The following is a 26,814-nucleotide window of genomic DNA, read 5'->3' as shown; positions in this document are numbered from 1 at the left end:
CAGCGCCAGCAGGTTCGTCTGCCCCGCGATGTCGCGGATCAGGCCCAGGATCGATTCGATCGACCGCGCATGATGCGACAGGGCGGTGGACGCGGCGACCGCATGGCCCGCGCGGTCGGCCGCCTCGTTCGAGATGCGCGCCGCGGTTTCCACCTCCGCCCGCGCATCGGCGATCGTGCCGATCAGGCCCGCGGTGGTCGACGCCGCCTCGCGCATCGCCACCGCCGACTGCTCCGCCGCGGTGGCGATATGGGTCGCCTGGTTCAGGACGCCGCGCGCCGCGGATGCGCTGTCGCCCGCATTCCCGCGCAGGCCCGCGCCCTCGGACGAGGCGGATGCGACCATCGCGGCGACGCCGTCCCGGAAGGCATCGGACAGCCGGACGCGCTGCCGCCGGGCGTCCTCCTCGATGCAGGCGGCGTGGATCGAGGCGTAGACGTCGCATTCCAGCGAGCGCAGGCGGAAGAACAGGCTGCTGATCCGCGATTGTTCGGCGCGGGTCCACGCATCCCGGTCCGTCAGGACGTCGATCATCGCGGCGGTGGTTTCGTTGCCGATCGCCAGCAGGCGCGACAGGGGCACGCGCGCGGCGAACAGATGCGCGACCCGCTTCGCGCCGCGCGCGACCCAGCCGGCATGGTGCAGGTCGCCGAACCGTTCCTGCATGTCGCGCACGCCGCGGGCGATCAGGGCGGCGCGGTCGACCGGACCCGTCGCCGGGAACAGCGCGAACCAGCCGTCGATCTGGATCGCGCAGATCCGCGCCGCATCGTCCTCCAGCGCGGACCATATCCGGCGGGCGACGTCCGCATCCTGCGCGGTGAAGCCGAACAGCCGCAACCGTTCGGGCAGGTCGATCGCAGCGACCATGACCCGGATCGGCGATTCATCGGTGGCGGGACGGCCGTCCATCGGGTGTTCCTTCTAAGCCGGAGCACCCTACCAGCGCCGTGGTTAAGGCCGTGTTGAGCGGGTCATACCGGGGACCAGTCCACCGTATCCTCGCCATCGTCATCGCCATCGGCGGTGACGGGCGTGTTCTTTTCCGGAATCGCCTCCAGCAGCTTGTCCAGGACCCAGTCGATCCCCGTTCCCGCCGCGCCGGACAAGGGCACGACGGGGAAGCCGCTGGCATCCTCCAGCTCGGCGGACAGCGCCGCGATGAGTTCGTCGTCCAGCGTGTCGATCTTGTTCAGCGCGACGATGACGGGCTTGTCCTCCAGCCCGGCGCCGTAGGCGATCAGTTCCTCGTGCACGATGCGGTAGCTTTCGGCCACGTCCTTGTCGTTCGCATCGACCAGGTGGAGCAGGACGCGGCAGCGTTCGATATGGCCCAGGAAACGGTCGCCGATGCCCGCACCGTCGGCCGCGCCCTCGATCAGGCCGGGGATGTCGGCGACGACGAACTCGCGCTGCTTGTGGCGCACGACCCCCAGCTGCGGGCGCGTGGTGGTGAAGGCGTAGGCGCCGACCTTCGCCTGCGCATTGGTGACCGCGTTGATGAAGGTCGACTTGCCCGCGTTGGGCAGCCCGACCAGCCCCGCATCGGCGAGCAGTTTGAGCCGCAGCCACACGAACGCTTCCGCATTGGGCCAGCCGGTGCCGTGCTGGCGCGGCGCGCGGTTCGTGGAGGTCTTGTAGCTGGCGTTGCCGCGCCCGCCGTCGCCGCCGCGCAGGAACAGCTCGCGCTGCCCCACCTCGGTCAGGTCGAGCAGGAGCGTGCGGTCGTCGTCGTCGGCCAGCACCTGCGTTCCCACTGGCACCTTGATGACCAGATCGTCGCCGCCCGCGCCGGTGCGGTTGCTGCCCGACCCGCCGGAGCCGCGCGGGGCCCGGAAATGCTGCGTGTAGCGAAAGTCGATGAGCGTGTTCAGCCCGGCCACGGCCTCGAACACGATATCGCCCCCCTTGCCGCCGTTGCCGCCGTCGGGCCCGCCGTACTCGATGAATTTCTCGCGCCGGAAACTGACCGCGCCGGGGCCGCCGGAGCCGGAGCGGACGAAGATCTTTGCCTGGTCTAGGAAGTGCATGGCGAGCCGCTTAGCGCTTTAGCTCGGCTAAAGCACTATGCGGCGGCCCGGCCGGCGCGGCGCGTTGCGCCGCGTTCGACGACGCGGGCTTTGCCCGCGGCGCGGCCAACTTCTTGAGGTGGGGAAGACACCCCCCCTTCCGTTCGCCCTGAGCGAAGTCGAAGGGCACGCGCAACGATGGAGCGCAGGCTTCGACTTCGCTCAGCCCGAACGGAGGGGGGAGAATGCGCTTCTAGGTCTTCCCCCGGTCCGCCAGCAGCATCGCGCGCGCCAGGTCGCGGGCGCGGCCGCGCGGCAGGCCGAGTGCGCGCGCCATCGGGGCGCCCAGCAGCGCGTCGCCCAAGGCCATCAGCACCAGCTGCAACGTCTCGTCGTGGATCGGCGCGCCTTCGTGCGGCGCATCGCGCGTCAGGTCGTCGACCAGGTCGTGGATCGCGGTCAGGATCGGGTCCAGCGCATCCTCGTTCCCGTTCAGGATCATCCAGCTGGCCAGCGCCCCCGCGCCGTTCTTCCCGAACGCGTCGAAGGTCAGGTCCACCACCTCCGCCGGATCCTGCGCCTCGCGCGAGCGCAGCACGGCGGCGCGGATCGTGGCGACGATCCCGCCCGCCATCCGCGCGATCAGCGCCTTTTGCAGCCCCGCGGCGGAGCCGAAATGATGCAGCAGGTTCGCGTGCGTCCGCCCGACCCGCGCCGCCACCGCCTTCAGCGTCACCGCCTGCGGGCCGACTTCCACCAGCAGGGTGCGCGCGGCGTCCAGCGCGGCGTCGCGCGACGCCTCGGGCGACAGGCGGCGGCGGGTGGTGGTTGCCGGCGCGGTCATCGTACCTTATTTACATCGGTGTAAGTGAACGTCATCATCATCCTGTTCGGAGGTTTTCGTGCCGAAAGCAACAACGCCCGGCGACCTGACCATCACCCCGCGCGACCGCCGATTCGGCCGCGGCGTCGCGATGCGGCGCTGGTGGCTGAACGACGATCCCTACGCCACCGCCTTCTACAACGCCTTGTCGGTGACGTTCCCGAAGGGGGAGGGCTTCTTCGTCGACAGCGTCCGCCGCTTTCGCGACGGCACGCCGCCGCGGCTGGAGCGCGAGATCAACGCGTTCGTGAAGCAGGAGGTGATGCACACGCGCGAACATGTCGCGTTCAACCGCCACGTGACCGACCAGGGCTATGACGTCGCACTGCTGGACCGCGACGTCGACGCCGCGCTGGCGCTGACCAAGGGGCGGCCGCCGATCGGCGCGCTGGCCGCCACGACCGCGCTGGAGCATTTCACGGCGATGCTGGCGCACGAGTTGATCGCGAATCCGAAGCATCTGGCAGGGGCGGAGGAGCAGCCGCGCGCCTTGTGGCTGTGGCATGCGGCGGAGGAGATCGAGCACAAGGGGGTCGCGTACGACACCTGGCTGCATGCGACGCGCGACTGGCCGCGGTTCCGGCGCTGGTGGGTGAAGTCGCTGGTGATGCTGGTCACGACGGGGCGTTTCTTCACCGGCCGCGCGCGCGGGATGGCGGAATTGCTGCGGCAGGACGGGATCACGGGTCCCGCGGCATGGGCGCGGATGGCGTGGTATGCGTTCGGCAATCCCGGCATGGCGCGCAAGATCGCGGGCGTATGGGCGGCGTATTTCCTGCCCGGCTTCCACCCGTGGAAGCACGACGACCGGACGCTGATCGCGCTGGCGGAAAGCGATTACGAGGCGGCGGTGCTGTCGCGGGCGGCCTGAAAGGTCACGAAAGGTCGCACGGTCGGGCGGGTGCGACGGGATGGCGGCAATGGCAAAGAGCATTCCCCCGTTCGGCCTGAGCGAAGTCGAAGGCCATGCGTGACGCATATGCTTCGACTTCGCTCAGCACGAACGGGGGCTGGGGGCAACGATACCACCCGCCCGACGATGTAGGACACCCTTTACGCCGCCATCGCAGGCTCCGGTCGCGCCTCCGCGTCGGTCAGGTCCAGCGCCATCTCCACGCCGTCCACCCCGCCGCCGCGCGCGAGCGAGAAGGTGCGCGACCGGCCGGTTTCCACGAACCCCAGCTTGCGGAGGACGCGGCCGGACGCCGGATTGTCGCAATAATGGCGCGCCGTCAGGCGGGGCAGGGCGAGCGCGTGGCGGGCGATGTCGATCACCGCGCGCCCCGCCTCCGTCGCATAGCCGCGGCCCCAGGCGGCCGGGGTCAGCCAGTAGCCCAGTTCGTGCCCATGCTCCTCGCGCACCAGCCCGACGCCCCCGATCAGGCGATTGTCGCCGCGGGTCACGATCTGGAAGCGCGGCTCGTGCGCGCCGCGCGGCAGCGACAGGAACGCCTCCGCATCGCCCAGGGCATAGGGCCAGGGCGCGCGGGCGAGGTTCATCACCACCGCCTCGTGCGCGATCGCGCGCGACAGCGCGGGGGCATCCTCCGGCCAGCCGGGCCGTAACGTCAGTCTGGGTGTCAACGCGAACATCGGGCGCTCTCCTCGCCTGCGAGCGCCGCTAGACCGTCTGGATGACGGCCCGGCGACAACGACGGTGGAGGGAGCAAGAAAAAAGGGAGCCGGGGCGACCCGTCTCCCTTGTCGGTAGGTGCCGTGGCCGGCACCCGGGTCGCCCTGGTGGGCAACCCGTGTGGTCACCCGATGTTATTCGGCCGCGATCGGCATGTCGACCGAGCAGAACTTTCGGCCCAGCTTGCCCTGGTGGAACACGACGCGGCCGTCGACCAGCGCGAACAGCGTGTGATCCTTGCCGATGCCGACGTTGCGGCCCGGATAGAATTTGGTCCCGCGCTGACGCACGAGGATGTTGCCCGCGATCGCTTCCTGACCGCCGAACTTCTTCACGCCCAAGCGACGACCGGCCGAATCACGACCGTTGCGCGACGAACCGCCTGCCTTCTTATGTGCCATTGCGTGTTACTCCTTACGCCTGGGCCGCCGGGGCGTCGGCATCAGCCTTCGCCGCCTTCGGGGCCTTCGCCTGCTTCTGGTCGCTGCCGCCGATCGACACGATCTTGAGGATCGTGTGACGCTGGCGATGACCGTTCTTGCGGCGATAGTTGTGACGACGGCGCTTCTTGAAGACGATGACCTTGTCACCCTTCGCCTGCGCGATGATCTCCGCCGCGACCGTCAGGCCGTCGGTGGACTTCAGGTCCGAGCCGTCGCCCGCCAGCAGGACGTCGCCCAGGGTGACGGAGGCGCCGGCCTCCCCCTCGATCTTCTCGACGACGATCTTGTCTCCGGCGGCGACGCGATACTGCTTGCCGCCGGTGCGCACGATAGCGAACATGGCTCGAATCACTTCCCAAATATCATGACCCGCCGGGGCGTACCCCGCGGGAAGAAGCGGCGTCGCTAAGTGAGAAGCGCCCGCCTGTCAACCGCCGCGGGGGTGATGCCTCAGTGTCGGTGGAGCGGTTTCAGCCCGTAGCGACCGTCGTCGAGGCGATCGAACAATCCTGCGATCGCGGGATGCTCGACCGGTTCCTCGCTGTCGTCGGGGACCAGGTTCTGCTGGCTGACGTAGGCGACGTAGCTCGACTCGGCATTCTCGGCCAGCAGGTGGTAGAACGGCTGGTCCTTGCGCGGGCGCAACGTTTCCGGGATCGACTGGTACCATTCCTCGCTGTTGGCGAAGACGGGATCGACGTCGAAGATCACGCCGCGGAAATCCAGCATCCGGTGGCGCACGACGTCGCCGATCGAGAAGGATGCATGCGCCACGTCGGGGGCGATCGGGTGCGCGCTGGCGCCGGGGCCGTGTTCTTCGGGGGACATGGGATGCAATCTAGTGACCTTTTCGCGACGCACAACATGGCACGCTTGCGTCCCGCGACAAGCCGCATTAGGAGCGCGCCTTCGACCGGCCGACCGGGGCGTTTCGCCGCGGCACGTCTTCTGCGGAGAGGTGGCAGAGTGGTCGAATGTACCGCACTCGAAATGCGGCGTGCCCTCACGGGTACCGTGGGTTCGAATCCCACCCTCTCCGCCATTTTTCCTTGAAATGTTTACTTTAATTTGTCAGCTGGATCGTGGTGCACACTTTGATGCCCACTTCGCGCGCTGCCTTTGGCGAACGAGCACGGTTCATGACGCACGTGCCATCAGCAAGATCGACACTCTAAACCCAGCGAACCTTACTCAGGCGCTGCGACCGCGGACTGTCGTCTCGTCACTCGAGCGCCAGCCGATCGTAGTCAATGAAAGCAAGGTCTTTATTGGCGTGAGCGAGGATTAGTGCAAGGCCGATCTGGGGCGCGGGTCAAGGTTGACGTACCGCGAAGCGGTATGAGCCGTAGCCGACGGGGGGCGTGTTCCGCATCGCGTCAATCCGCACCGCAGAAGCCGCGAAGGTAGTGAGAACGCGCAGCGCGACTTCAAAATCGCGTTCATGAACGCGATCGCGCAAATCTTTGCGAGATGGACATTTCGATCTGGAACGTGCTGGCCGTGGTGGGGACAACATGGAGCTCCAGCTCAGGCCGGTGGGCGGAAACTATATCAATTTCGACCCCTATTATTCTAGTTTCCGCTCGACGGAGCTAGGGCATGATCCGCTGGTGGCCCTGACCGGGCGGTCGACTACGACGGTATGTCGGATTGGACCGCGGACGCGATCCATGCCGCGACCGCCGTTCGATCGGGCCGAGCTGGAAATACGCCGCGGCATAGGCCAGCACCTGCCGGTCGCGCAGGATCGCGCGGTGGAGCCCGTCGCACAGCCGCACCTTCACCGCCTTCAGCCGGCGCTCCCCCGTCCGCGTCTTCGTATAATGCAGCCGCGCCTCGGACAGCCAGGAGAAGAAGCCCTCCTCCCCCTCCCCGCCGGCCTCGATGTTGGTCTTGATCTGCGTGCCCTGCAATCGCTCCAGCGCCTCCGACAGGCGCTGGTAGGAGCGCGCCGAATGGTTCGCGCCGGTGACACTGAACAGGTCGTGCGCGGTGAAGACGAAGTCCTGCGCGACATCCTCCCCCGCCTCGATCTTCGCCGCCATCAGGCTGGCGATGTAGAGCACGATCTCCTTGCCGTAGATCGTCGCGACGCCATTGGCGGACGGGCGCACCTCGATCGTGACATTGGCGTGGGCGTAATGGAGCGGCTTCATCCACGCGTTCTTGCTCAGCGCGAAGAAGGGGAAGGCCATCAGCGAGCGTTCGCCGCGGATCTCGCCGGTCAGCGGGCTGTCGAGCTGGAACAGGTCGCGCTGGGCCTTCGGCGCGTCCTTCTTGCGTGGGGTGGCGGACATGTTGGATTTCCTACTCGAAAGCACGAACTTTGGGGAGGAAAAGCCCGCGCCACGAGGGGAGACGTGCCGGAGTTCGTGCTTTCGGGTATGAATTCGCGGGAGATCGCGGCGCGGTCCATCGTCCGCGCGCGGACGAGCGACGGCAGCAGACCGGACGGCCCCTTCGGGGCGTGGCGGTCGGGCGCGGAAGTTGACAAAGTTGACGACCCCGTCGGGGTGGAAAACCGCCGGCAGGACGGGGGCAGGCGTCGCGCACGATGCGACGGACAGCGATAGGGAAACATGAACCGGTCGAGCACATCGGTCGACAATGGCAGAGCATGCCGATGTAGGACAGCGATAGCCGCAATTGCGCGCGACGCCACGTGTAGACCATTGGACATGTCTACACGTCGACATATCCAATGGCCTGCGTGAAGGCGTTCCAGCGGCGGCACCGGCGCATGGCGGCCCCGTGCGCCGGGGAGGGGAAGGGTTCGTTCTGCGTCACATTGCCGGGCGCAGCATATCCGGGACGGACCGCCGGCAACGGCACGGCGAGCGCGATCCGCCATGCCGATCCGCGCGTAATCGCTTCGACTACAGACGAGGCGCCGGCCGCATGGGACATTCCGCCCGACAGCACAGGAGTCCCCGCGCCATGGTCAACGCCTTGTCGGGCGCCACAGGCACCCAGGCCACCAGATCTCCCGCGATCGGCGCCGAACCGCCGCGCGCCGGCGGCAGCCATGTCGTCCGGTCGGGCGAGACGCTGTCGGGGATCGCGCAGCGCTACGGAACCGACGTCGGCACGCTCGCGCGGCTGAACGACATCCGCAATCCCGACCTCGTCCATATCGACCAGCGGCTGGCGCTGCCGCAGGGGGCGGCGCAGCGCTATACCGTGGAGCGTGGCGACACGCTGGGCGGGATCGCGGCGCGGCACGGCGTCACGCTGGCCGCGATGCTGCGCGCCAATCCGCAGGTCGCCCATCCGGACCGCCTCTATCCCGGCGACACGCTGTCCATTCCCGCGGGACGTGCCGACGCGGGCACCGGAACGTCGCGGACGAATACGGACGCCGTGACGGGCGTGACCGGATCGACGCGCGTCGACGGCGCCACGCTGTCGCTGACCGCGGCGGACGTCACCAATATCAAGAAGACGTTGCAGACCGAATGGGTGCAGTCCGCCGGCGACGCGCAGGCGCACGGCATCGTCGACACCATCCTGAACCGCACCGCATCGGGGCATTGGGGCGACAGCGTCGCGGACGTGGTGGACGCGCGAAACCAGTTTTCCGACATCAACGGCCCGATCTCGCGCCGCGACGGGCGCGACTCGGTCGCGGATATCCCCGACAGCCGGATCAGCGCGCGGGTCGACCGCCTCGTGGACGCCTGGCTGGCGGAGCGCGCGGCGGGCACGCCGTCGTCGATCGGCACGCACCTCAATTACGCCAACCCCAATTATTCCAGCGCGAACAACCTTGGCTGGATCAACGCGCTCGACGGCCCGGTGCTGGGTCGCGGCGACGCCGTCCACCATCATGGCACGACGCCGGAGCTGGAACGCTATCGCCCGGGTGACGTGACCGTCGCGCTGCCGGGAGGCACCGCTCCGACGCCCGCCACGTCCACAACACCGAGCGGCCGGATCGACGGCAATGCGGTAGCCGCGGACGCCGGCGTCGCGGTGAAGAGCGACGCGGTGCATATCAGCCGCCTCGACGCCTCGATGCAGCCTGCGATCGCCGCGGTCGCACGCGCGGCGGAGCGACTGGGCCTGCCGGCGCCGGTCATCACTTCGGGCAACGACAGTACGCATTCCACCCGGTCGCTGCATTATACCGATCGCGCGCTCGATTTCCGCGGCAACAACATCACCGTCGCGCAGGGCCGCGCATTCCAGGACGAGGTGCGCGGGATCCTGGGGGCGGACTATGACGTTGTGTTCGAAACCTTCCCCGGCAACGCGAGCAACAACCATCTTCACGTCGAGTTCGACCCTGACTGATCGTCTTACGCGGATCGCGCTCCCGGTCGCCGCATTGCTGGCCGGATGCTCGCAACCCGGCGCGGCGTCGCAGCCGGCGGAGGAGCGGCCGACCGCCGCGGCGAAACGCCTACCCGCTGCAAAACCGGCCACCGCGCCGGCATCGGGCGTCGTCAGCAAGACCGACTTCGTGAAAGCCGGCAAGCCAGCGTGCAATATCCTGTTCCGCTATGCCGGGCATGAGCCGGAGACATTGTTCTGGAAGGAGCCGTGCAAGGCGGTCACGACACGGATGATGGATCGGGCCGGGCTGGAAGCAGCGGGCACATGGGCGCGGCTGGACCCGTTCGACCGCAAGTTCGTCGCCGCATTGCCCGGCGGCCGCGTCCTGTACGTCGGGGGCAGCTTCACCGCATCCATCTATCCGATCGGCTCCAACGGCCTGACCTACGACATTCCCGTCGCCGACTAGCTTTGTCGACCTGTCGACACGCCTACACGTCGACAGGCCCGACCCGCAGCGCCTGACCGCTCATTTCGCGCGTCGCCAGCAATGTGTCGCCATCGGCGAGGAACGCCCAGCTGCTGTGCGGGCGCGGCGGGGGGACGAGCGCGGCAGGGTCGAGCACCGCCACGTTCACGCCGTCGGCCGCGCGGGCGGATGGCGTGCGGATCGCGGCGATCCCTGCGGCGCGCGCGGCGGTCGCCAGCGCCTGTGTCGCGGCATAGTCGTCGGGATGCGTCCAGCGACCGGGCGCGGCGAGAGGGCCGTGCGTCAGGTCGAGCGCGCGCGGCGTGCGCACGCGTACCGAAAAGGCGGACATCGGCGTCGGCGTGCGCGGGCGCCGGAACCCGGGCGAACGCGCGAAGCCGACGAGGCGCCACCACGCCGCCTCGGTCACCGCGGTCTCGACGTCCTCCGCGGCATACAGGATGCCGGGCCAGCTGTCCGCGGGACGGAAGCGCGACGGCCGGCCATAGCCGTAGCGGAACGGCGCCGCGAGCAACCACGGCAGAGTGCGCGCTGCCTCTGGCAGTAACGGCTTCACCTCGTCCGCCAGCGCCTCGAGCAGCGCCTGATCGCGCGCGTCGCGGGCGAGGCGGTTGGTGGCGATACGGTGCTGCGCCTCGACGACGCGGATCACGCGACCGTCATAGGGGAGGGCGAGCGTCGCGAGATCGGCGACGGGCTCAGGTGCGGGCACGCAGCGCGTCGACGTAATCGCCGGTGCGCAGCAGGCCGCGCACGGTGGCGATCGTTTCCAATGGCGCCGCGCCGAGGTCGAGGTTGGGCGTCGCCAGCCACGATCGCGCGGCGGCATCGTCCTGCCCCAGCCAGCTGTCGAGCGAGCGGAACAGGCGCAGGAGGTGTTGCGCCAGCTCGAACGGCTTGCTGCCGGGTTCCAGCCGGTAGGTGCCCGCGCGAAGCCGCGAAACGCTGGGCCCGGACAGCCCGACGATCCCGCCCAGCCGTGCGTTGGACAGGTCCCAGAATTCCCCGATCCGCGCGACCGCCTCGGTCAGGACGCGGGCGGCGTCGGGGTCGTGCGTAGCGGAGGGGAGGGTGGCCATATGTCGCTCCTGTGAACGGGATATAGCAGTTATCGTTCACAGGCACAAATAATCGCGATGTCGACACTCCTGCGTGTCGACAGGTATACATATCAGAATGCGGGCTTCACCTCCGCATCGGGCAAGGCCGCGCCCAGCCGGCGTGCGATCGCGGGGGCGATGCCGCGCATGTCGACGACGCCCAGATCGCGTCCCTTCGCCACGCCGGGTCCCGCGACGATCAACGTCGAACGCATCGCCGGATCGGACGGAAGATAGCCGTGCATGCCCTTATAGGCGGACGGCCGGGTGATCGGGGCGAGGGGATCGCGGCCCGTTTCGGTGCCGGGTTTCAGCGCGACGAAGAAGCTGGCTTCGCCCGCGCCGCCCGCCGCAGTCAGTTCCGCGCGATCGAGGATGCGCGCGATGCGATAGGCCGGATCCGCCGCCATCCGCGCCAGTACGCCGCGGACCGTCGCCACCAATGCGGCATCGTCGGGCCGCGCGAGGCGGATCGCGGCGGTCCCGCCCGCCAGCCAGGGTATCGCCTGCCACGCGGTCACCTGCCCCTTGGCATCCAGCGTCACCAGACCGGCGTCGACGAAGGGGCGGAACAGGTTCACGTCCGTATCGACGGGCAGGAAGCCCTGGTCGGACACCACCACCACCGTCACGTCGGGCATCGCCGCACGCGCAGCGCGGACCAGCCGCCCGACCAGCGCGTCGGTCGCCACGATTGCGGCCTTCGCGCCGGAGGAGCCGGGACCGTCGTGATGTTCGGCATGGTCGATACCGGCGAGATAGACGGTCATGAACTGCGGCCGGTCGCGCAACATCACCTCTGCGAACGCGACGCGGCCGGCGTCGCCCTCCACGCTTTCGTCGATCCCCTGCGGATAGGGTGCACCCACGGCCGCCTCCAGCCGCGCGATCAGCCCCGGCGTCGCGAGCGCGGTCAGCAGCCTGGGATCGTCCGCCGTACCCGTCCGCCAGATTTGCGGCAGGTTCGCGTCGATCCCCGGCGCCGCGACGCTGACCGGCCAGTGGACGTTGGCGGTGGACAGTCCCGCCGCCTTCGCCGCGGCCCACAATGTCGGTACGCGCACGTCCTGCGCATACCAGTACCAGCCGCCCTGGTTCTTCTGCTCGGGATCGAAGGTGAGGTTGTTCGAAATGCCATGCCGTGCCGGCGACACGCCGGTCAGCAGGGTGGTGTGGCTGGGGTAGGTGAGGGTGGGGAGCACCCCGACGACGCCCTGCGCACTCGCGCCATCGGCCGCCAGTCCGGTCAGGACGGGCAGGTCCATCCCGCGCGTCTTCGCCTGCGCCACGTCTCCGGGACGCAGGCCGTCGAGCGAGATCAGCAGTACGGGGGAGGCGTGCGCCGCTCCCCCCGCCAGCAGTAAGGCGAAAGCGGGGGCGAGCAGGCGCGCGCGCATCAGAACCCCCGCCGCAGCGTCACGAACCACTGCCGCGGCGCGCCCGCCAGCAGCGTCTGGTTGTCGCCGCTGGCGGTATAACCGTTGGTGCCGATGGTGGAGACATAGTCCTTGTCGGTCAGGTTGGTCACGCTGCCCTCGATCGCCAGCCCTTCCAATATGCCGCCCACGCCGCGCAGGCGATAGCCGATGCTGGCATCCACCAGCAGCCGCGCGCCGACCGAGCGGTCGTTCAGATAGTTGAAGAAGCGCCGCGACATGTAATCGCCGCCCACCCGCGCGAAGAAACGGTCGTCGTCATAGGCGATCTCGCCCTTCGCCATATGCTCCGGCGTGTCGACCACCGTCTTGCCCGCGGTGGGCGACAGCAGCACGCCGGCGCTGTCGCGCACATCGTCCTCATAGGTCGCCTTGTTGTACGAATAGCTGGCGAACAGCGTCAGCGGGCGCGCGACGCGATAGGTCGCGGCCAGTTCCGCGCCATAGCTTTCGACGTCGCCGGCATTGTTCAGCGTCGGCGGATTGCCCTGGATGCCGGAACCGTTCGAAAAGCTGAGCAGGCGATTGGCGAAATCGACGTGATAGCCTACCGCCGACAGCTGCAACCCGCCCGAGCGGACGCGCACGCCGCCCTCGATCGTCCTCGACGTCTCGGGCTTCAGCGTCGAGCGGATCGCGTCGAAACCCGACTGCGTCGTCGCGAACGGCCCGGTCGTGGCCGAAGAAACAAAGGCGCGCATATTCTCCGTATAATTGGCGAACACCTCCGCCCCCGCGCCGAAGCGATACAGCGCGCCGACCTGCGGCAGGAACCAGTCGCGCGCCTCGATCCGCCCCGCGACCAATGTGCCGACGCGCAGGTTCGCGCTGTTGCGCACGCGCATCCCCTTCCATCCGCCGCTGAGCGTCAGGTCGCCCAGGTCGAGCGTGTCGGCGACGTGATATTGCAGCGTCTCGGTATCGTACTTCCCGTCCCATTGCGTGCGATACGCATTTGACTGGAAATCCTGCGCGTCGCGGTTCGCGGTCGCGCCGTCGCTCATGCCGTAGAAGCGGCGTGCCTGGTCGAACGTATTGCTTTCGTACCAGCCGCCCAGTTCCAGCCGGTTCGCCCCGGCCTGCCACGCTAGCTGCGTCACGTTGCCCGCGCGGTCGATGCCATATTCGGTGGTGCGGAAACCGAGCGGGGAGGCGAGGCCCGCGGTCGACGTGGGAGAGACGGGCAATGGCGAGCCGCCCGCATCCGCCGACCCCGCCGGGGTGGGTGAATAGGGCGTGATCCACGAACCCTGGCCCTTGTTCCTGTGATAGTAACTGGTCGAGACGAGGGACAATGCGGGCGTCAGCGCCGCGTCGAAGGTGACGCCGCCCAGCCAGTCGCGCCGCAGCCCGGCGGCATCGAAATAGGCGTCGTCGACGGTGCCGAAGCCCGCCGGAAAGGCGAAGCCCGCGCCCGTCCACGGCGCGGTGAAGCCCGCCGTCGACCCGCCGTTCGCGGCGGCATAGGCGTCGCGCGCGGCCTGATTCTGATAGACGCGGCCGAGCTGCAGCGCGGTGGGGTAATCGTTCGAGATGTTGTCCGCGCGCAGCCCCCGGCGCGCGATGATGTCGAGGCTGAGGTCCTGGTAATCGCTCTCGCGCCGGTCGGAGAAGTTGAGGAAGCCCGTGATGCTACCGGTGCCGATCTCCTTCACAATCTTCGCATTCGCCTGATGCTGGCGCTGGCTGCCGAAGCCCTTCCACTTGTCCGTGGTGAGGAAGCCGTAGCTGACATAGCCCTTCAGCCCGCCGCCAAGGTCGCCGCTTTCCGCGCGGACGAAGGCACGGATCGTGTCGTTGCTGCCATAGGTGCCCGATGCGACGAGGTCCGCGGTATCGGACGGTGCGCGGGTGGCGAATTGCAGCGTGCCGCCAAGGTTGCTGGTCGACGCGGTGCCCAGCGCGCCCGCGCCCTGCGCGACCGTCGTGGTGGCGATATTCTCCGAGATCGCGGCGCGGCTGATGTGCAGGCCGTTGACGTTGCCGTAGCTCATGTCGCCCAGCGGCACGCCGTCCAGCGTGAAGCCCAGCTGGTTCTGGTTGAACCCGCGCAGCGAGATGCGGGTCGACCATTCATAGGCACCGAACGCGTCGGCGGACTGGAAATTGACGCCCGGCAGCTTCGCCGCGGCCTTCAGTGGGGACGTGCCGGGGGTCAGCCGTTCCATGTCCGCCGCGGTGATCGTCTGCACCTGCCGCGTCTGGCCGAAGCCCAGAACGACGATGTCGCCGTCGTCGCTGCCCGCCGCCTCGCCGGCAGGTTCGGGCGTCAGCGGCGCGATCCCCTGCGCCGACGCAGCACCCGCGAGCAGTGCCAGCGGGGCGACGCCCGCGAGCCAGATACGTGCGATCATGTCGTTTTTCCCTGCGCGGCCCGATGCCGCATCGCAGGCGCCGTGGTCGCGCTTGGTTAAGCGCGTGCGACGGTTTCGCGTCGGTTCGATGACGGGTCGTCTAATTCATAGATGTCGACGCATCGACATGTCAGATCAGTGCATGCTCCACCTCGCTCAGCGTCACCTCGTTCGATCGCCGGGTTCGACGACTGCTCGCCACGCGGGCTACGGTGGTCATGAATGGCCATCCCGGTTAGGAGGGCTGCCGGCACGACATCCGCGATTGCGATATCGCCATCAGGCGAAACCATGGTTGCGAGCATCTGCGAGCCATTGCCGTTATGAGGACCGACATGAGCTTGAGGGATGGTACGTTTCGGGAGGCGGTCGATCGTCGTCGCGCGCTCGGCACCCTCGCCCTCGGCGGAATGGCTCCGGTGGCGGCGCTCGCCAGACAGGCCGATGGCGAATCGCGCCAGCCGTCATCGTCGCGCCGCGTTCGTTCCTTCGTCGATTTCGGCGCACTGCCCGACGGTGCGACGTCGGTCGCAGCGCTGCGAAGCGCGATCAACGCGGCCTGGCTGTCAGCGCTGGCGAACGGTCACGATCTTTATCACCCCGGCGGCGTCTACGATATCGGCGACGCGTCGTTTCCGTGGAGGCAGGACGCAGGAGTGGCCGGCCTGCTCGACTGCCGAAACGTTACGATTTTTGGAAACGGTCCCAATTCGGTGTTTCAGACCACGTCGGACGACGGCGCAGACGTCTTTCAACTCCGCGCCGTTCGCAACCTCCATTTCCGCAACCTCTGTCTGAAGGCGGTCTTGAACGGCGATCGGGGATCAGGATCGAACGGGGTCAGCGTGACCGGCGGCTATGACAACATCACGCTGCTCGATATCTGGTGCGAGGCGCTCCCCGCCGTGGCGAAGGCGGATCATCTCGACGGCGGCAAGGCACTGACGATCCAGTGCGATCGGGCGGCGGACCAGACCGGTTTCCTCAAAGCGCGCATGTTCGCGCGCAATTGTGCTTTCGGCTTCGGACTCGATGCGAATCTGGCGACCCAGGCGCGGGCAAAGACCGCGGTCGATATAGACCTGGTCGCGGAGGATTGCTTCGCCGCCGTCGTCGTCTCCGCCCTGCCGTCAGGCGTAGCGGTGCCATCCGGGACCGATATCGGTCTATCGATCAAAGTACAGTCGATCAATTGCCAGAAGGACCTGTGGCTGGCCCGTGCTCACGGGCTGACGATCGATTGCCGGGTGATTACTAGCAAGCCGGCCGGTGACCGCAGGCGCGGCCCGTCGGGGGAACCCTGGCTCGCGGGCGAGGGAAGGGTCGAGGCGCTCGTCGGCGCCTACGTCAGGAACACGCGCATCACCCTGTCCGGCGACAAGGGCGAGTGCGATCACAAGCTTCGGATCGGCAGCGCGGCTGCGGGCGCGGCGGAGACATATGGAACGACGAGCGCCAGCGAGATCGTCGTGGATCTTGCCGGAACCGCCGCGAAGGGTGCGATCGTGCTCGAGGACGATCATGGCCCGGCGCTGACGCATTCCATCCTCGTCATCTCCGCCGTGACGGGCGACATTCCCGCCGCGCTGCAATCGCCCGCCGCAGACAATCTGATCGTGCACGGTGCGCAGGCGCATCTGTGCAACCCGACGGTCGCGGGCGTGCTGACGCTGTCGGACGGGGCGGGCCGGGGCCTTGCGGGAGAGATGCGGACGACGAACGGGACGATCGATCTGCGACGCGCGTCGTCCACCGCACGATCTACGCCTGACCAGCTGATCGCGACGTTCAGTGGCGACGGAGGCCGCGTGGTGGCTGGTATCCGCGTCGACGGTGCGCCGCTAAGCGCCTCAATCCTCCGGAACGCGCGGCCGGATGGCGATATCGTTGCGGTCCGGCCCGAATATGGCAGCGATAATCAACTCGTCGGTTACGTCCCGGTCTATGCCGGCTACAAGCGGGCCCGATAGGGCGCGCGATCGATCGCGAGCGCACGAGACATTGAAGCGGCGCGATCGTCTTCTCGACGATCGGTCGAGAGCGACGAAGCGGGTTCGGGCAGGATGGACGAACATGGCGGGAAATAGGCGTCGTACGGCGGGGCGGTTGCAGGGGACGCGCAAGGCGTGGGGCATATTCGCCCTTCTGACCGTCATCTTCCTCTTCGGAGGCGGGTCGCGTGGCGACATCGCCTATCTCATCCTGCTTCGGCCGTTGACGGTGATGGTTGGCGCCTATGCACTGTGGCGGATGACGCGCGAGGAGAGACGCGGCGCCTGGCCGCTGCTGGCGTTCCTCGGTATCGCTACGCTGTTGATCCTGAGCCATCTGTTACCCTTGCCGCCACCTATCTGGACCAGGCTGCCAGGACGGGAAATCGTGGTCGAGATCGATCGGATGGCGGGACTGGGATTGGTGTGGCGCCCGTTGTCGCTGTCACCGTCGGATACGTGGAATGCCCTCTTTTCCATGTCCGTGCCGTCGGCGGTACTGTTGCTGACGCTTCGGCTGGACGAGAAGGAGCGCTGGACGATCCTGCCGTTCTTGATCGTGGCTGCGCTGGTATCCGGGCTGCTGGGCATCCTCCAGATCATGGGTGGCGACGGAACGTTCAACATCTACGGTTTGCGCGGCGAGGTCACCGCGAGCGGCCTGTTCACCAATCGCAACCACGCAGCCGTCTTCCTAGGGTGCGTGCCACCGATGCTGGCGGTCTGGGCATCGAACGACGCTGTGACGGTTCAACGTGCCCGGTTTCATCAATTGGCGGCGGGGGCGATCGCGCTGGCCACGATCCCGCTGATACTGGTCACCGGTTCGCGCGCGGGATTGATCGCGGGCGTGATCGGCTTCGCGGCGGCCATGGCGCTCTATCGCGCACCGGCGTTACTGGCTGAGGCGCGAAGGCCTGCCAAGCACCGCGTGTTGCCCTATGCGCTGGCCGGAGTGGTGGCGGTAGTGCTTGCTGCAGTGACGGTGCTGATGTCCCGCGGCGAGGCGTTCGATCGCCTTTTCGCGCACGGCGGCAGCGAAATCCGCTTCAGGATGTGGGGACCGATCGCGCAAATCGGCGCGCGATATTTCCCGTTCGGATCGGGCTTCGGCTCGTTCGAGCGGGTGTATCAGGTCTACGAACCGAACGCGCAATTGCGGACCACCTACGCAAATCACGCCCACAACGACTGGCTGGAAATGTACATGACGGGGGGTGTTCCCGGCATCTTGCTGTTGGTCGTCGCATTTGTCGGGTGGGCGGCCATGTCATATTCGGTCTGGCGCAAGCCTTTAGCCGCAGGAGGCGAAGTTGCGCTCGGGCGGCTGGCCACCGTGATGATTTTGATTCTTGGCATCGCGAGCCTGGGCGACTATCCACTGCGCGTTCCTTCGCTGGCCAGCGTTGCAGCCGTGGCAGTCGTTTGGCTGTATCGCGCTGCGCTCGGTCGGTTGGGGCACACGCGGAGCGGTGGATGAGGCACGTTCGATCCTCATCGTGCCTGGTAATCGAGTAACTTAATGAACAAGCTCTTGTTTGTCGCGGCAGGCGTGGCGCTGCTCGCCGGCTGTTCGAATGGCGACCGCAAATTGCGCGCGGGCGTGGACGGCGCGCCGTCCCAGATCCAGGTCGCCGACGGACCGTTGCCGCCACCCCGCAAGACCGATCTGTTCGAGCAGAGTCGGCCCTACATGATCGGTCCGTTCGACAAGCTCGAGATCGATGTGTTCGGCATGGAAGATCTGAGCAAGAAGGAAGTGCAGACCGACGCGAGCGGCCGTATCTCTTTCCCGCTCGCCGGGATCGTCGAGGCATCCGGCAAGACGCCGGCGGAACTGGCGCAGGAAATCGAGAACAGGCTGCGCCGGAATTACGTCCGCGATCCGCAGGTTACCGTCAATCTGAAAGAGACGGTGAGCCAGGTGATGACGGTCGATGGCGAGGTGAAGGAATCGGGGCTGTATCCCGTTGTCGGTCGCATGACACTGATGCGTGCGATCGCCACCGCCAAGGGAACGACCGAATTCGCCAAGCTCAGCGACGTCATCATCTTTCGTACCGTGGACGGTCGCAAGATGGCGGGGATCTACAATCTTAAGGCGATCCGGCAGGGATATTACGATGATCCCGAAGTTTACGCCAACGACGTCGTGGTCGTGGGTGATTCGCCACAGCGGCGCTTCTTCCGCGATCTGTTGCAGGCAGCACCTTTGCTGACCGCGCCGCTTATCATCGCCTTGCAGTGATCGGGTTCGAGTTCCAGTGACTTATCAAGACAATGTGATGCGCGATCCGCGCGATGATCTCGTGGTCCGACAGACCGCCGCGAATGGCGAGGCGATGGCCGAGCAGAGCGGTCTGTTCTCCCGGCCGATCCTGTTGCAATATTGGATCATCGTCCTCCGCTGGAAGTGGATCATCCTCGGGATAATCGTTGCCTCGCTGGTGGCCGGTGTCGTCGTCAGCCTGCTGATGACGCCGAAATATACCGCCACGACGCGGATCGAGATCAGCCGCGAACAGAAGAACGTTACCAAGGTGGAGGGGCTCGATTCGCCGCAGGCTAGCCGAGACCTCGAATTCTACCAGACGCAATATTCGCTGCTCAGCGCCCGCTCGCTCGCTGAACGGGTCGAGCGTCGACTGAAGCTGTCGTCCAATATCGAATTCTTCAAGGCGTTCGGCGTCAACGTTGATCGCGGCCTGTTCTTCGATCGCGGCGACGGCCCGCTCACGCGGGAGGAGCGAGCCACGCGTGAGGCGCTCGCCGTTCAGCTGCTGTTGAAGCACGTCGAGGTCGGGCCTGTCCGTAACTCCAGTCTGGTCGACGTCACCTTCACCAGCGCGTCACCCACCCTCTCGGCCCAGATCGCAAACACCTGGGTCGAGCAATTCGTGCAGGCCACGATCGACCGCCGCTTCTCCTCGACGGTCGACGCACGGCGCTTCCTCGAGGGACGCCTCGGTGAGCTTCGCTCGCGGCTGGAGACATCCGAGCGCGACCTCGTCAATTATGCGCAGCAGAAGAGCATCGTCGCGCTGGGCGCCAGCAAGGACGCGACCGGGCGTACCGAGGTCGAACGGACGTTGACGTCGGTCGATCTGGAGGCGCTGAACGACGCCTTGTCGAAGGCGATCGCGGATCGTCTGGCGGCAGAGAGCCGGTCGAGCGCCGGCAGCAGCGGGCAGGTTAGTGCGGAGGGCGTGACGGGAAGTTCGGCGGTATCCTCGCTGCGCCAACGCCGCGCGGAGGTGTCCGCGGAATATCAGAAGCTCCTCGTCCAGTTCGAGCCCGGCTATCCCGCGGCACGGTCGCTGGCGGAGCAGATCCGTAGCCTCGACGCGAGCATCGCCCGCGAGGAATCTCGCATCCGCGGCAGCCGGTCGCAGGAATTTGCCGAGGCGAGCGCGCGCGAGCAGGGCTTGCGTCAGCAGGTCGAGGCACTGAAGACGCGGCTGGGTCGCCAACAGCGCGACAGCATTCAATACAACATCTTCCAACGCGAAACCGACACCAACCGGCAACTCTATGACGCGCTGTTGCAGCGTTACAAGGAGATCGGCGTCACTGGTATCGGGGCGAACAACATCGCCATCGTCGATCCGGCAAAGGTGCCGCAGCGGCCGTCCGCGCCGAGCTTGCCGCTAAACCTCGCTTTCGCCTTGCTGGCGGGGCTGGGTCTGGCCGGACTGGCGACGCTGGGTCTGGAACAGATCGACGAGGGTGTGCGCGATCCGGGAGAGGTGACCCGCTCGCTGCAACTGCCGCTGCTGGGAAGCGTCCCGGCCATTCAGGGCGACGCGTATGCACTCATCAACGATACGAAATCGATCCTTTGGGAGGCATATCTCAGTATCCACTCCAACCTGACGTTCTCGACCGATCATGGCGTGCCAAAAGCGTTCATGGTTACGAGCACGCAGCCGGCGGAGGGAAAGAGCACGACCACCTGGGCATTGGCGAAGGTGCTCAGCCGGACGGGACAGCGGGTCGTGATCGTCGACGCCGACATGCGTTCGCCGACGTTGCAGGACATCATCGGCGTGCCCAATACTCGTGGCCTCAGCAATTATCTGGCCGGCGACGACGACTGGAAGGGCATGCTCCACGATACCGATGGACAGGACCTGAAGGTCATCACCGCTGGTCCGCGTCCGCCCAGCGCGGCCGAATTGCTGAGTGGCGAGCGCATGCGCCGGTTGGTGGAGCATCTGCTGACGATGTTCGATCAGGTGGTGATCGATAGTCCGCCGATCCTGGGTCTTGCCGACGCGCCGTTGCTGTCGCGCGCGGTGGAAGGCGTAGTCTTCGTCATCGAAGCGCAAAATGTCGCGGTGCGCGGTCTGCATGCGTCGCTGGGCCGGCTCCGCTCGGTTCACGCCCATGTCTATGGTGCGGTCCTGACGAAGCTGAACGAGAAGCAGGCTGGCTATGGCTATGGCTATGGCTATGGCTACGGCTACGGAAATACCGACGACGCCGGCGCCGGAAAGGCCGGATAGTGTCGGCCGGCGACCGTTCGGGCCGGGGACGGCGCCGCCAGATCTGGCGAGGTGCGATCATCTTCGGTTTGGCCTCCTGTTTGGCGGTGGCAGCAGGTCGGTCGGCGGTCATCGAGGTTTTGCGAAACCGCGATCCGCAGCGGGTCGTGTCGTTTTCAGATGATGGCAGGGCAGTTGTTCGTCGTCTCGACGACCGCATGACCGCCACGTCCGTATTGCCCACTGCCGACGAATTGTCGCGCGAAGGACGGCGTGCCCTGCTTAGCGCTCCGTTGACTGCCGGTGCTGCGCGATTGCTGGGGCTTTCGGCCGAATTGCGCGGCGATCATTTCGCCGGGACGAAACTGCACGAACTGGCTGAACGGATTTCACGGCGCGATTTCCGGACGCAGTTGGCGCTGATCGAACTGGCGGTCGAACGTGGGGACGTGGCAGGCGCGTTGCGGCATCATGACATTGCGCTGCGAACGCGCGCTGGCGGCGACGCGCTGCTGTTCCCTATCCTTGCGAGTGCGATCGAGGACCCGGCGGTTCGCGGTCCATTCGCAGCAATCATGGCTACGTCGCCGCCGTGGCTCGGCGCGTTCTTCGCATCGACCCTTCGCGCGGGCGGCCATTCGGCCGCGGTCGCCGCTTTGGTCGATCGGGTTGGCGGTTTGAAATCGATCGATCGATCGGGACAGCTCGATGGCCTGTTGCTTCAGGGGCTGGCCAACGATCGCCACTACGAGCAGCTTCGCCAGCGATATCTGACCATGCCCGGTGCCGGTCGCGACGTCTTGACGGCGGTGCGGTTCGACACCGCGGGCGTGCGCCCGGACCGGATTCCGATCAGCTGGCAAATCATTCGGTCGGAACCGCTGCTGGCATCGTTTACGAAGGCCGAGACAGGCGGCAATTTGCTCGACCTGTCGATCTCGCTCGATCCCGGCAATCAGGCGCTGGTGGCGCGGAAGCTGCTGTTCCTTCCTGCAGGTGCGTATCGGTTCCGCGCGGCGGTCCGATCGACGGAGTGGACGGCCGATTCGACCGCCTGGTGGGTATTGAAGTGCGCGCTGACGAAGGACGAGCCAGTCATCTGGGAAGGCCGGCCGCTCGGGGGCGACGTCGTCGCGCTCGACGCACGTCCGGTCGTGGGTGCCGCGTGTCCGGTCCAGTTCCTGGATCTGGTGGTCGCGGCTGGCGCGGACGGGCAGACGCCGCTGGAACTCGTCGCCGCATCGCCGACGCTCGTTCGCGACGGTAGCGCGGCCGCGAGATAATACGCACGGCCAGAAATCAGGCGCGCAGACAGGCGCGCGGGAGTAGCGGGTTCAAACATGAAGAACATTCTCGTAACCGGGGCAGACGGCTTCATCGGTTCGCATCTGGTGGAGCAATTGCTGGCGCAGGGACATCGCGTGACGGCGCTGTCGATGTACAATTCGTTCAATTACTGGGGCTGGCTTGAGGCCATTCCCGACCATGCGAACCTGTCGATCGTATCGGGGGACGTGCGCGATCCGCATTTCTGCCGGACGATCGCCCGCGATCAGGAATGTATTTTCCACTTGGCCGCGCTGATCGCCATTCCGTATTCCTACGATGCGCCCGCCAGCTACGTCGACACCAACGTCACGGGAACGTTGAATATGTGCAAGGCGGCGCTGGATGCGGGGGTAGGCCGTTTCATCCATACGTCGACCAGCGAAGTGTACGGCACCGCGCAATATGTTCCGATCGACGAGAAGCATCCGCTACAGCCGCAGTCGCCGTACAGCGCGTCGAAGATCGGTGCGGATGCGATGGCGATGAGCTTCTTCAACGCCTTCGATCTACCGCTGACGATCGCGCGACCATTCAATACCTATGGCCCGCGACAGTCCGCACGTGCGGTGATCCCGACGATTATCGGGCAGATCGCAAGTGGCGAGACTCGGATCAAGCTGGGGGATGTGACCCCGACGCGCGACTTCAACTACGTAACGGATACCTGTCGCGGATTCATTGCCCTTGCCGAATGCGACACGGCGGTCGGCAAGACTGTGAATATCGGCTCGAACTTCGAAATATCCGTGGGCGATACGCTATCGTTGATCCGCGAATTGATGGGCAGCGACGTCGAATTCGTCCATGACAGCGCACGCGATCGTCCGGGCAAATCGGAGGTGTTCCGCCTCTGGTGCGACAATGGCTTGATCCGCGAATTGACCGGCTTCGAACCGGAGGTCGATATCCGTACCGGCCTGCAACGCACGATCGACTGGTTCGTCAATCCCACAAACCTCGCAAAGTACAAGACGGCGATCTACAATGTCTGACCAGTCCGTCGTCGACGGTCTCGTACGGTTCGTGCGTGCGCGTTTCGCTACGGATGACTTTATCCCGCTCCATGCGCCGGTGTTCGCCGGCAACGAGCAGGCATATGTCCTCGACACGATCCAGTCGACCTTCGTGTCCAGCGTCGGTGCGTACGTCGATAGGTTCGAGGCCGATATGGCCGCCTACACCGGGTGCGAGCGAGCGGTCGCCACGATGAACGGGACCGCCGCGTTGCACATGGCGTTGCGGTTGGTCGGGGTCGAGCCCGGCGACCTGGTGGTGACCCAGCCGTTGACGTTCGTCGCGACTTGCAACGCCATCGCCTATTGCGGCGCCGAACCGGTGTTCGTCGACGTCGATCGCCATACGCTCGGGCTGTCGCCCGCCGCGCTGGACGCATGGCTTGCCGCAAACGCGCTGGTGGATGACGGCGGTCGTTGCGTGACGAACGACGACGGGCGCGTCGTGCGCGCCTGCGTACCGATGCACACCTTCGGTCATCCCGCCGACATCGATGGCCTTGTAGAGGTCTGCGCTCGCTGGGGCATCGCTTTGATCGAGGATGCGGCCGAGTCGCTCGGAAGCTTTTACAAAGGCCGTCATACCGGCATCTTCGGCGCGGTCGGGACGCTGAGTTTCAACGGGAACAAGGTCATCACCACGGGTGGCGGCGGGATGCTGCTGACCGATGCGACGACCGGCAAGCGCGCAAAGCATCTGACGACCACCGCGAAGGTGCCGCATGCCTATGAATATGTGCATGACGAAGTGGGCTACAATTACCGCCTCCCCAACCTTAACGCGGCGCTTGGCTGCGCGCAGTTGGAGCAGTTGGATGGTTTCGTCGCGCGCAAACGCGCGCTTGCCGATGATTATCGCACGTTCCTCGACGGCAGCGACCTGACGTTCGTGGTCGAACCCGACGGCTGCCGGTCCAACTATTGGCTGAATGCGGTCATCTGCCAGGACATGGCGCACCGTGAGGCATTGCTGGCGGCCACCAATCGCGAGGGCGTTATGACGCGGCCGATCTGGGCGCTGATGAACAACCTGGGCATGTACGCCGGCTGTCGGCGAGGACCGCTGGATACCGCGCAATGGCTGGAGGAGCGGGTCGTCAACCTGCCGAGCAGCGTCCCGCCGGAAGGCGCACGATGACGCGGCGCATCGCGGTCTTCACCGGCACGCGGGCGGAATACGGGCTGCTGTACTGGTTGATGAAGGACATCGCCGCGCATCCGGCGTTGGAATTGGAGCTGATCGTGAGCGGCATGCACCTGTCGCCGGAGTTCGGCTCAACGTGGCGGGAAATCGTAGCGGACGGCTTCACGATCGACGAGCGCGTGGAGATATTGCTGTCGTCGGATACGCCAGTCGGCATCGCGAAATCGACCGGTCTGGCGACGATGGGGTGCGCCGAGGCGCTGGATCGCCTCCGGCCGGACGCGATCGTCATCCTGGGCGACCGGTTCGAAGCGCTGGCGGCGGCGCAGGCTGCGCTGATCTTGCGGATCCCGGTGGTCCATTTGCACGGTGGTGAGGCAACAGAGGGCGCGATCGACGATTCGATCCGTCATGCCATTACGAAGATGGCCAGCCTCCACTTCACCGCTACCGAACCGTACCGGCGTCGCGTGATCCAGATGGGCGAGGCGGATGATACGGTGTTCGACGTCGGTGCGCTCGGTATAGATCACCTGCATCGTAGCGCGGCGATGCCGATGGCGGAGGTGTGCGAAAGCCTGAATTTCCACCTGCGCCCACCTTATTTTTTGGCGACCTACCACCCGGTGACCGCTGGCGAGGAGGATGCCGTCGCTACGACGGACGCTATGCTCGACGCATTGGACGGCTATCCGGAGCATCAGGTCGTGCTGACCTATCCGAACGCCGACACCGGTGGGCGGGCGATCATTCCGCTGCTTATCGACTACGTCCGCCGTCATCCCGACCGCGCCGTCGCTGTGCCGTCGCTGGGATTCAGACGCTATCTCACCGTATTGCGCAACGCAGCCGCCGTCGTCGGAAATTCGTCGAGCGGTATCATCGAGGCGCCGTCGTTCGGCGTGCCGACGATCGACATCGGCGGACGCCAACGTGGCCGCATCGCGGCGGCGTCGGTGATCCACTGCGACGTCGATCGCGACAGCATCTCGGAAGCACTCGGACGGGCGCTGTCGCCGGAGTTCGCGGAGGCTGCCCGCCGCGTTGACAATCCCTACGGCACTGGCGATGCCGCCGCGCGGATCGTTGAGATAATCGCCGACCGGCCGCTGCCCACCCTGAAGCGGTTTTGCGACCTGGAGTTTTCGTCTTGACCGCACCTAGGACCTATTTCATCGCCGAGGCTGGCGTGAACCATAACGGCGACCGCGATCTTGCCTTCGCGCTGGTCGAGGGCGCCGCTGATGCCGGCGCCGACGCAGTAAAATTCCAGACTTTCGATGCCGATTTGCTGGCGTCGGCGACCGTTGGCAAGGCCGGGTATCAGGAGCAGCGCACCGGCGCGGGCGAGAGCCAGCGCGACATGCTGCGAAAACTGGAATTGCCGCACGATTGGCATGTCGAGCTTCAGGCTCATGCGCGTGCCCGCTCGATCGATTTCATCTCCACCGCCTTCGATCCCATCAGCCTCGACATGCTCGTCGGGATCGGCATGCCGATCGTGAAGGTTCCGTCCGGCGAGTTGACCAACGCGCCGATGGTCTGGCGCTATGCGAATGCAGGAAAACCTATCGTGCTGTCGACCGGCATGGCGACGCTGTCGGACGTGGAACTGGCACTGGCCGTCATATCGCATGCGATCCATGAAGTGGCGGAGCCGCGGTCGATCGCGGATGTGTGGCGCATTTGGGGCGATCCGGATCGCCGCGCGGCGCTGCGCGGTCGGGTTACGATCCTGCATTGCACGACACAATATCCCGCCGCTGACAGCGACGTGAATCTGGCGGCGATGAGGACGTTGGGCGACGCGTTCGGACTTCCGGTGGGATATTCCGATCACAGTGCGGGATCGACCGCCGCCATCGCCGCGGTCGCGCTGGGCGCGACAGTGATCGAGAAGCATTTCACCACCGACCGTTCGCTGCCGGGTCCGGATCACGCGGCCTCGCTGGAAATCGATGAACTCACCCAGCTGATCGCGTGCATCCGGTCGGTCGAGGTGATGCGCGGTGATGGCGTGAAGGTGCCGCAACCGTCGGAATGGGACATGCGCCGTGTCGCGCGGCAGAAGGTGGTGGCCGCACGTCCGATCGCGCGGGGTGCAGTGTTGGAGCGTGTGGACCTGACGACCGCGCGAAGCGGCGATGGAATCGATCCTGCCGAACTTTGGGACATGATCGGCACCGTCGCCCCCCATGATCTCGCGGCCGGCGACGTATATCGTCGATGA

22 protein-coding genes, 1 tRNA gene and 2 pseudogenes are annotated in these 26,814 nt (G+C 66.4%); 13 read left to right on the top strand and 12 right to left on the bottom strand.

Annotated features, from left to right (window positions below):
• The 3 genes and pseudogenes from ASG29_RS17095 to ASG29_RS14465 all read right to left on the bottom strand — a co-directional run.
• Window positions 1-912 (bottom strand): annotated as a pseudogene (locus ASG29_RS17095) (chemotaxis protein); the annotation flags it as partial.
• A gap of 62 nt (window positions 913-974) precedes the next feature.
• A complete protein-coding gene (gene obgE / locus ASG29_RS14470) occupies window positions 975-2,030 on the bottom strand; it encodes a GTPase ObgE (RefSeq protein ID WP_055985846.1) in 1,056 nt (351 codons plus the stop codon).
• Window positions 2,031-2,262: 232 nt separating this feature from the next.
• Window positions 2,263-2,853, bottom strand: coding sequence for a TetR/AcrR family transcriptional regulator (locus ASG29_RS14465; RefSeq protein ID WP_055985843.1), 591 nt, complete (start codon window positions 2,851-2,853; stop codon window positions 2,263-2,265).
• 58 nt (window positions 2,854-2,911) lie between these two features.
• On the opposite strand from ASG29_RS14465, the gene ASG29_RS14460 reads away from it, so the two are divergent.
• Window positions 2,912-3,763 carry a metal-dependent hydrolase gene (locus tag ASG29_RS14460; RefSeq protein WP_055985840.1) on the top strand — a complete coding sequence of 284 codons (852 nt, stop codon included), beginning with the start codon at window positions 2,912-2,914 and terminating at the stop codon, window positions 3,761-3,763.
• Between the two features lie 182 nt (window positions 3,764-3,945).
• On the opposite strand, the gene ASG29_RS14455 is transcribed toward ASG29_RS14460, so the two are convergent.
• The 4 genes from ASG29_RS14455 to hspQ all read right to left on the bottom strand — a co-directional run bounded on the left by ASG29_RS14455 (window position 3,946) and on the right by hspQ (window position 5,796).
• Entirely contained in the window at window positions 3,946-4,485 is a 540-nt protein-coding gene (locus ASG29_RS14455; protein ID WP_082516156.1) for a GNAT family N-acetyltransferase, read from the bottom strand.
• A gap of 174 nt (window positions 4,486-4,659) precedes the next feature.
• On the bottom strand, window positions 4,660-4,926 hold the full coding sequence (gene rpmA / locus ASG29_RS14450) for a 50S ribosomal protein L27 (RefSeq protein ID WP_055985837.1): 267 nt from the start codon (window positions 4,924-4,926) through the stop codon (window positions 4,660-4,662).
• A gap of 13 nt (window positions 4,927-4,939) precedes the next feature.
• Entirely contained in the window at window positions 4,940-5,308 is a 369-nt protein-coding gene (gene rplU, locus ASG29_RS14445; RefSeq protein WP_055985834.1) for a 50S ribosomal protein L21, read from the bottom strand.
• Window positions 5,309-5,418: 110 nt separating this feature from the next.
• Window positions 5,419-5,796: a heat shock protein HspQ gene (gene hspQ, locus ASG29_RS14440; RefSeq protein ID WP_082516154.1), complete on the bottom strand. Its 378-nt coding sequence runs from the start codon at window positions 5,794-5,796 to the stop codon at window positions 5,419-5,421.
• Between the two features lie 124 nt (window positions 5,797-5,920).
• Here hspQ and ASG29_RS14435 point away from each other — a divergent pair.
• Window positions 5,921-6,010 (top strand) — tRNA-Ser (locus ASG29_RS14435).
• A 637-nt stretch (window positions 6,011-6,647) separates the two neighbouring features.
• Here ASG29_RS14435 and ASG29_RS14430 read toward each other — a convergent pair.
• Window positions 6,648-7,265: pseudogene (locus ASG29_RS14430) on the bottom strand (replication initiator protein A); the annotation flags it as partial.
• Between the two features lie 640 nt (window positions 7,266-7,905).
• On the opposite strand from ASG29_RS14430, the gene ASG29_RS14425 reads away from it, so the two are divergent.
• A complete protein-coding gene (locus ASG29_RS14425; protein WP_055985828.1) occupies window positions 7,906-9,261 on the top strand; it encodes a LysM peptidoglycan-binding domain-containing protein in 1,356 nt (451 codons plus the stop codon).
• Window positions 9,262-9,430: 169 nt separating this feature from the next.
• Window positions 9,431-9,712, top strand: coding sequence for a hypothetical protein (locus tag ASG29_RS14420; RefSeq protein WP_235532939.1), 282 nt, complete (start codon window positions 9,431-9,433; stop codon window positions 9,710-9,712).
• A 22-nt stretch (window positions 9,713-9,734) separates the two neighbouring features.
• On the opposite strand, the gene ASG29_RS14415 is transcribed toward ASG29_RS14420, so the two are convergent.
• From ASG29_RS14415 to ASG29_RS14400, 4 genes are all read right to left on the bottom strand, one after another.
• Window positions 9,735-10,445, bottom strand: a complete 711-nt coding sequence (locus ASG29_RS14415) for an RES family NAD+ phosphorylase (protein ID WP_055985821.1) — start codon at window positions 10,443-10,445, stop codon at window positions 9,735-9,737.
• Window positions 10,432-10,812, bottom strand: a complete 381-nt coding sequence (locus ASG29_RS14410; protein WP_055985818.1) for an MbcA/ParS/Xre antitoxin family protein — start codon at window positions 10,810-10,812, stop codon at window positions 10,432-10,434. Before ASG29_RS14410 ends, ASG29_RS14415 begins: the two co-directional genes overlap by 14 nt.
• 92 nt (window positions 10,813-10,904) lie before the next feature.
• Window positions 10,905-12,230, bottom strand: a complete 1,326-nt coding sequence (locus ASG29_RS14405) for an alkaline phosphatase family protein (protein WP_055985816.1) — start codon at window positions 12,228-12,230, stop codon at window positions 10,905-10,907.
• Entirely contained in the window at window positions 12,230-14,623 is a 2,394-nt protein-coding gene (locus ASG29_RS14400; protein WP_055985813.1) for a TonB-dependent receptor, read from the bottom strand. Before ASG29_RS14400 ends, ASG29_RS14405 begins: the two co-directional genes overlap by 1 nt.
• A gap of 335 nt (window positions 14,624-14,958) precedes the next feature.
• Between ASG29_RS14400 and ASG29_RS14395 the strand changes: the two genes are divergently transcribed.
• The 9 genes from ASG29_RS14395 (at window position 14,959) to neuB (ending at window position 26,814) form a co-directional block, all read left to right on the top strand.
• Complete coding sequence (locus ASG29_RS14395; protein WP_156458066.1) at window positions 14,959-16,593, top strand: hypothetical protein; 1,635 nt, start codon at window positions 14,959-14,961, stop codon at window positions 16,591-16,593.
• Window positions 16,594-16,729: 136 nt separating this feature from the next.
• On the top strand, window positions 16,730-18,094 hold the full coding sequence (locus ASG29_RS14390) for an O-antigen ligase family protein (protein WP_055985809.1): 1,365 nt from the start codon (window positions 16,730-16,732) through the stop codon (window positions 18,092-18,094).
• A 42-nt stretch (window positions 18,095-18,136) separates the two neighbouring features.
• Window positions 18,137-18,862, top strand: coding sequence for a polysaccharide biosynthesis/export family protein (locus ASG29_RS14385; RefSeq protein ID WP_055985807.1), 726 nt, complete (start codon window positions 18,137-18,139; stop codon window positions 18,860-18,862).
• Between the two features lie 37 nt (window positions 18,863-18,899).
• Window positions 18,900-21,119, top strand: a complete 2,220-nt coding sequence (locus tag ASG29_RS14380; protein WP_055985805.1) for a GumC family protein — start codon at window positions 18,900-18,902, stop codon at window positions 21,117-21,119.
• The gene (locus ASG29_RS14375) at window positions 21,119-22,381 is read left to right on the top strand and encodes a hypothetical protein (protein ID WP_156458062.1); all 1,263 of its coding nucleotides are present in this window, start codon (window positions 21,119-21,121) and stop codon (window positions 22,379-22,381) included. Before ASG29_RS14380 ends, ASG29_RS14375 begins: the two co-directional genes overlap by 1 nt.
• 57 nt (window positions 22,382-22,438) lie before the next feature.
• On the top strand, window positions 22,439-23,419 hold the full coding sequence (locus tag ASG29_RS14370; protein ID WP_055985799.1) for an NAD-dependent 4,6-dehydratase LegB: 981 nt from the start codon (window positions 22,439-22,441) through the stop codon (window positions 23,417-23,419).
• Entirely contained in the window at window positions 23,412-24,578 is a 1,167-nt protein-coding gene (locus ASG29_RS14365) for a LegC family aminotransferase (RefSeq protein WP_055985797.1), read from the top strand. The genes ASG29_RS14370 and ASG29_RS14365 overlap by 8 nt, the downstream gene beginning before the upstream one ends.
• The gene (gene neuC / locus ASG29_RS14360) at window positions 24,575-25,738 is read left to right on the top strand and encodes a UDP-N-acetylglucosamine 2-epimerase (RefSeq protein WP_055985794.1); all 1,164 of its coding nucleotides are present in this window, start codon (window positions 24,575-24,577) and stop codon (window positions 25,736-25,738) included. The genes ASG29_RS14365 and neuC overlap by 4 nt, the downstream gene beginning before the upstream one ends.
• Window positions 25,735-26,814, top strand: coding sequence for an N-acetylneuraminate synthase (gene neuB, locus ASG29_RS14355; protein WP_055985791.1), 1,080 nt, complete (start codon window positions 25,735-25,737; stop codon window positions 26,812-26,814). Before neuC ends, neuB begins: the two co-directional genes overlap by 4 nt.

The sequence above is a fragment of the Sphingomonas sp. Leaf412 genome (assembly GCF_001425405.1).
Lineage (GTDB): Bacteria > Pseudomonadota > Alphaproteobacteria > Sphingomonadales > Sphingomonadaceae > Sphingomonas.
This window is presented reverse-complemented; position numbering and strand designations above follow the sequence as displayed.

What these genes read in the sequence shown, in the direction of transcription:
- ASG29_RS14455 (WP_082516156.1), bottom strand. Translation starts at nt 4,485, where the DNA reads ATGTTCGCGTTGACACCCAGACTGACGTTACGGCCCGGCTGGCCGGAG.
- neuC (WP_055985794.1), top strand. Translation starts at nt 24,575, where the DNA reads ATGACGCGGCGCATCGCGGTCTTCACCGGCACGCGGGCGGAATACGGG.
- ASG29_RS14395 (WP_156458066.1), top strand. Translation starts at nt 14,959, where the DNA reads ATGAGCTTGAGGGATGGTACGTTTCGGGAGGCGGTCGATCGTCGTCGC.
- rplU (WP_055985834.1), bottom strand. Translation starts at nt 5,308, where the DNA reads ATGTTCGCTATCGTGCGCACCGGCGGCAAGCAGTATCGCGTCGCCGCC.
- ASG29_RS14410 (WP_055985818.1), bottom strand. Translation starts at nt 10,812, where the DNA reads ATGGCCACCCTCCCCTCCGCTACGCACGACCCCGACGCCGCCCGCGTC.
- ASG29_RS14465 (WP_055985843.1), bottom strand. Translation starts at nt 2,853, where the DNA reads ATGACCGCGCCGGCAACCACCACCCGCCGCCGCCTGTCGCCCGAGGCG.
- ASG29_RS14405 (WP_055985816.1), bottom strand. Translation starts at nt 12,230, where the DNA reads ATGCGCGCGCGCCTGCTCGCCCCCGCTTTCGCCTTACTGCTGGCGGGG.
- ASG29_RS14385 (WP_055985807.1), top strand. Translation starts at nt 18,137, where the DNA reads ATGAACAAGCTCTTGTTTGTCGCGGCAGGCGTGGCGCTGCTCGCCGGC.
- ASG29_RS14400 (WP_055985813.1), bottom strand. Translation starts at nt 14,623, where the DNA reads ATGATCGCACGTATCTGGCTCGCGGGCGTCGCCCCGCTGGCACTGCTC.
- ASG29_RS14370 (WP_055985799.1), top strand. Translation starts at nt 22,439, where the DNA reads ATGAAGAACATTCTCGTAACCGGGGCAGACGGCTTCATCGGTTCGCAT.
- hspQ (WP_082516154.1), bottom strand. Translation starts at nt 5,796, where the DNA reads ATGTCCCCCGAAGAACACGGCCCCGGCGCCAGCGCGCACCCGATCGCC.
- rpmA (WP_055985837.1), bottom strand. Translation starts at nt 4,926, where the DNA reads ATGGCACATAAGAAGGCAGGCGGTTCGTCGCGCAACGGTCGTGATTCG.
- ASG29_RS14425 (WP_055985828.1), top strand. Translation starts at nt 7,906, where the DNA reads ATGGTCAACGCCTTGTCGGGCGCCACAGGCACCCAGGCCACCAGATCT.
- ASG29_RS14365 (WP_055985797.1), top strand. Translation starts at nt 23,412, where the DNA reads ATGTCTGACCAGTCCGTCGTCGACGGTCTCGTACGGTTCGTGCGTGCG.
- ASG29_RS14380 (WP_055985805.1), top strand. Translation starts at nt 18,900, where the DNA reads ATGCGCGATCCGCGCGATGATCTCGTGGTCCGACAGACCGCCGCGAAT.
- obgE (WP_055985846.1), bottom strand. Translation starts at nt 2,030, where the DNA reads ATGCACTTCCTAGACCAGGCAAAGATCTTCGTCCGCTCCGGCTCCGGC.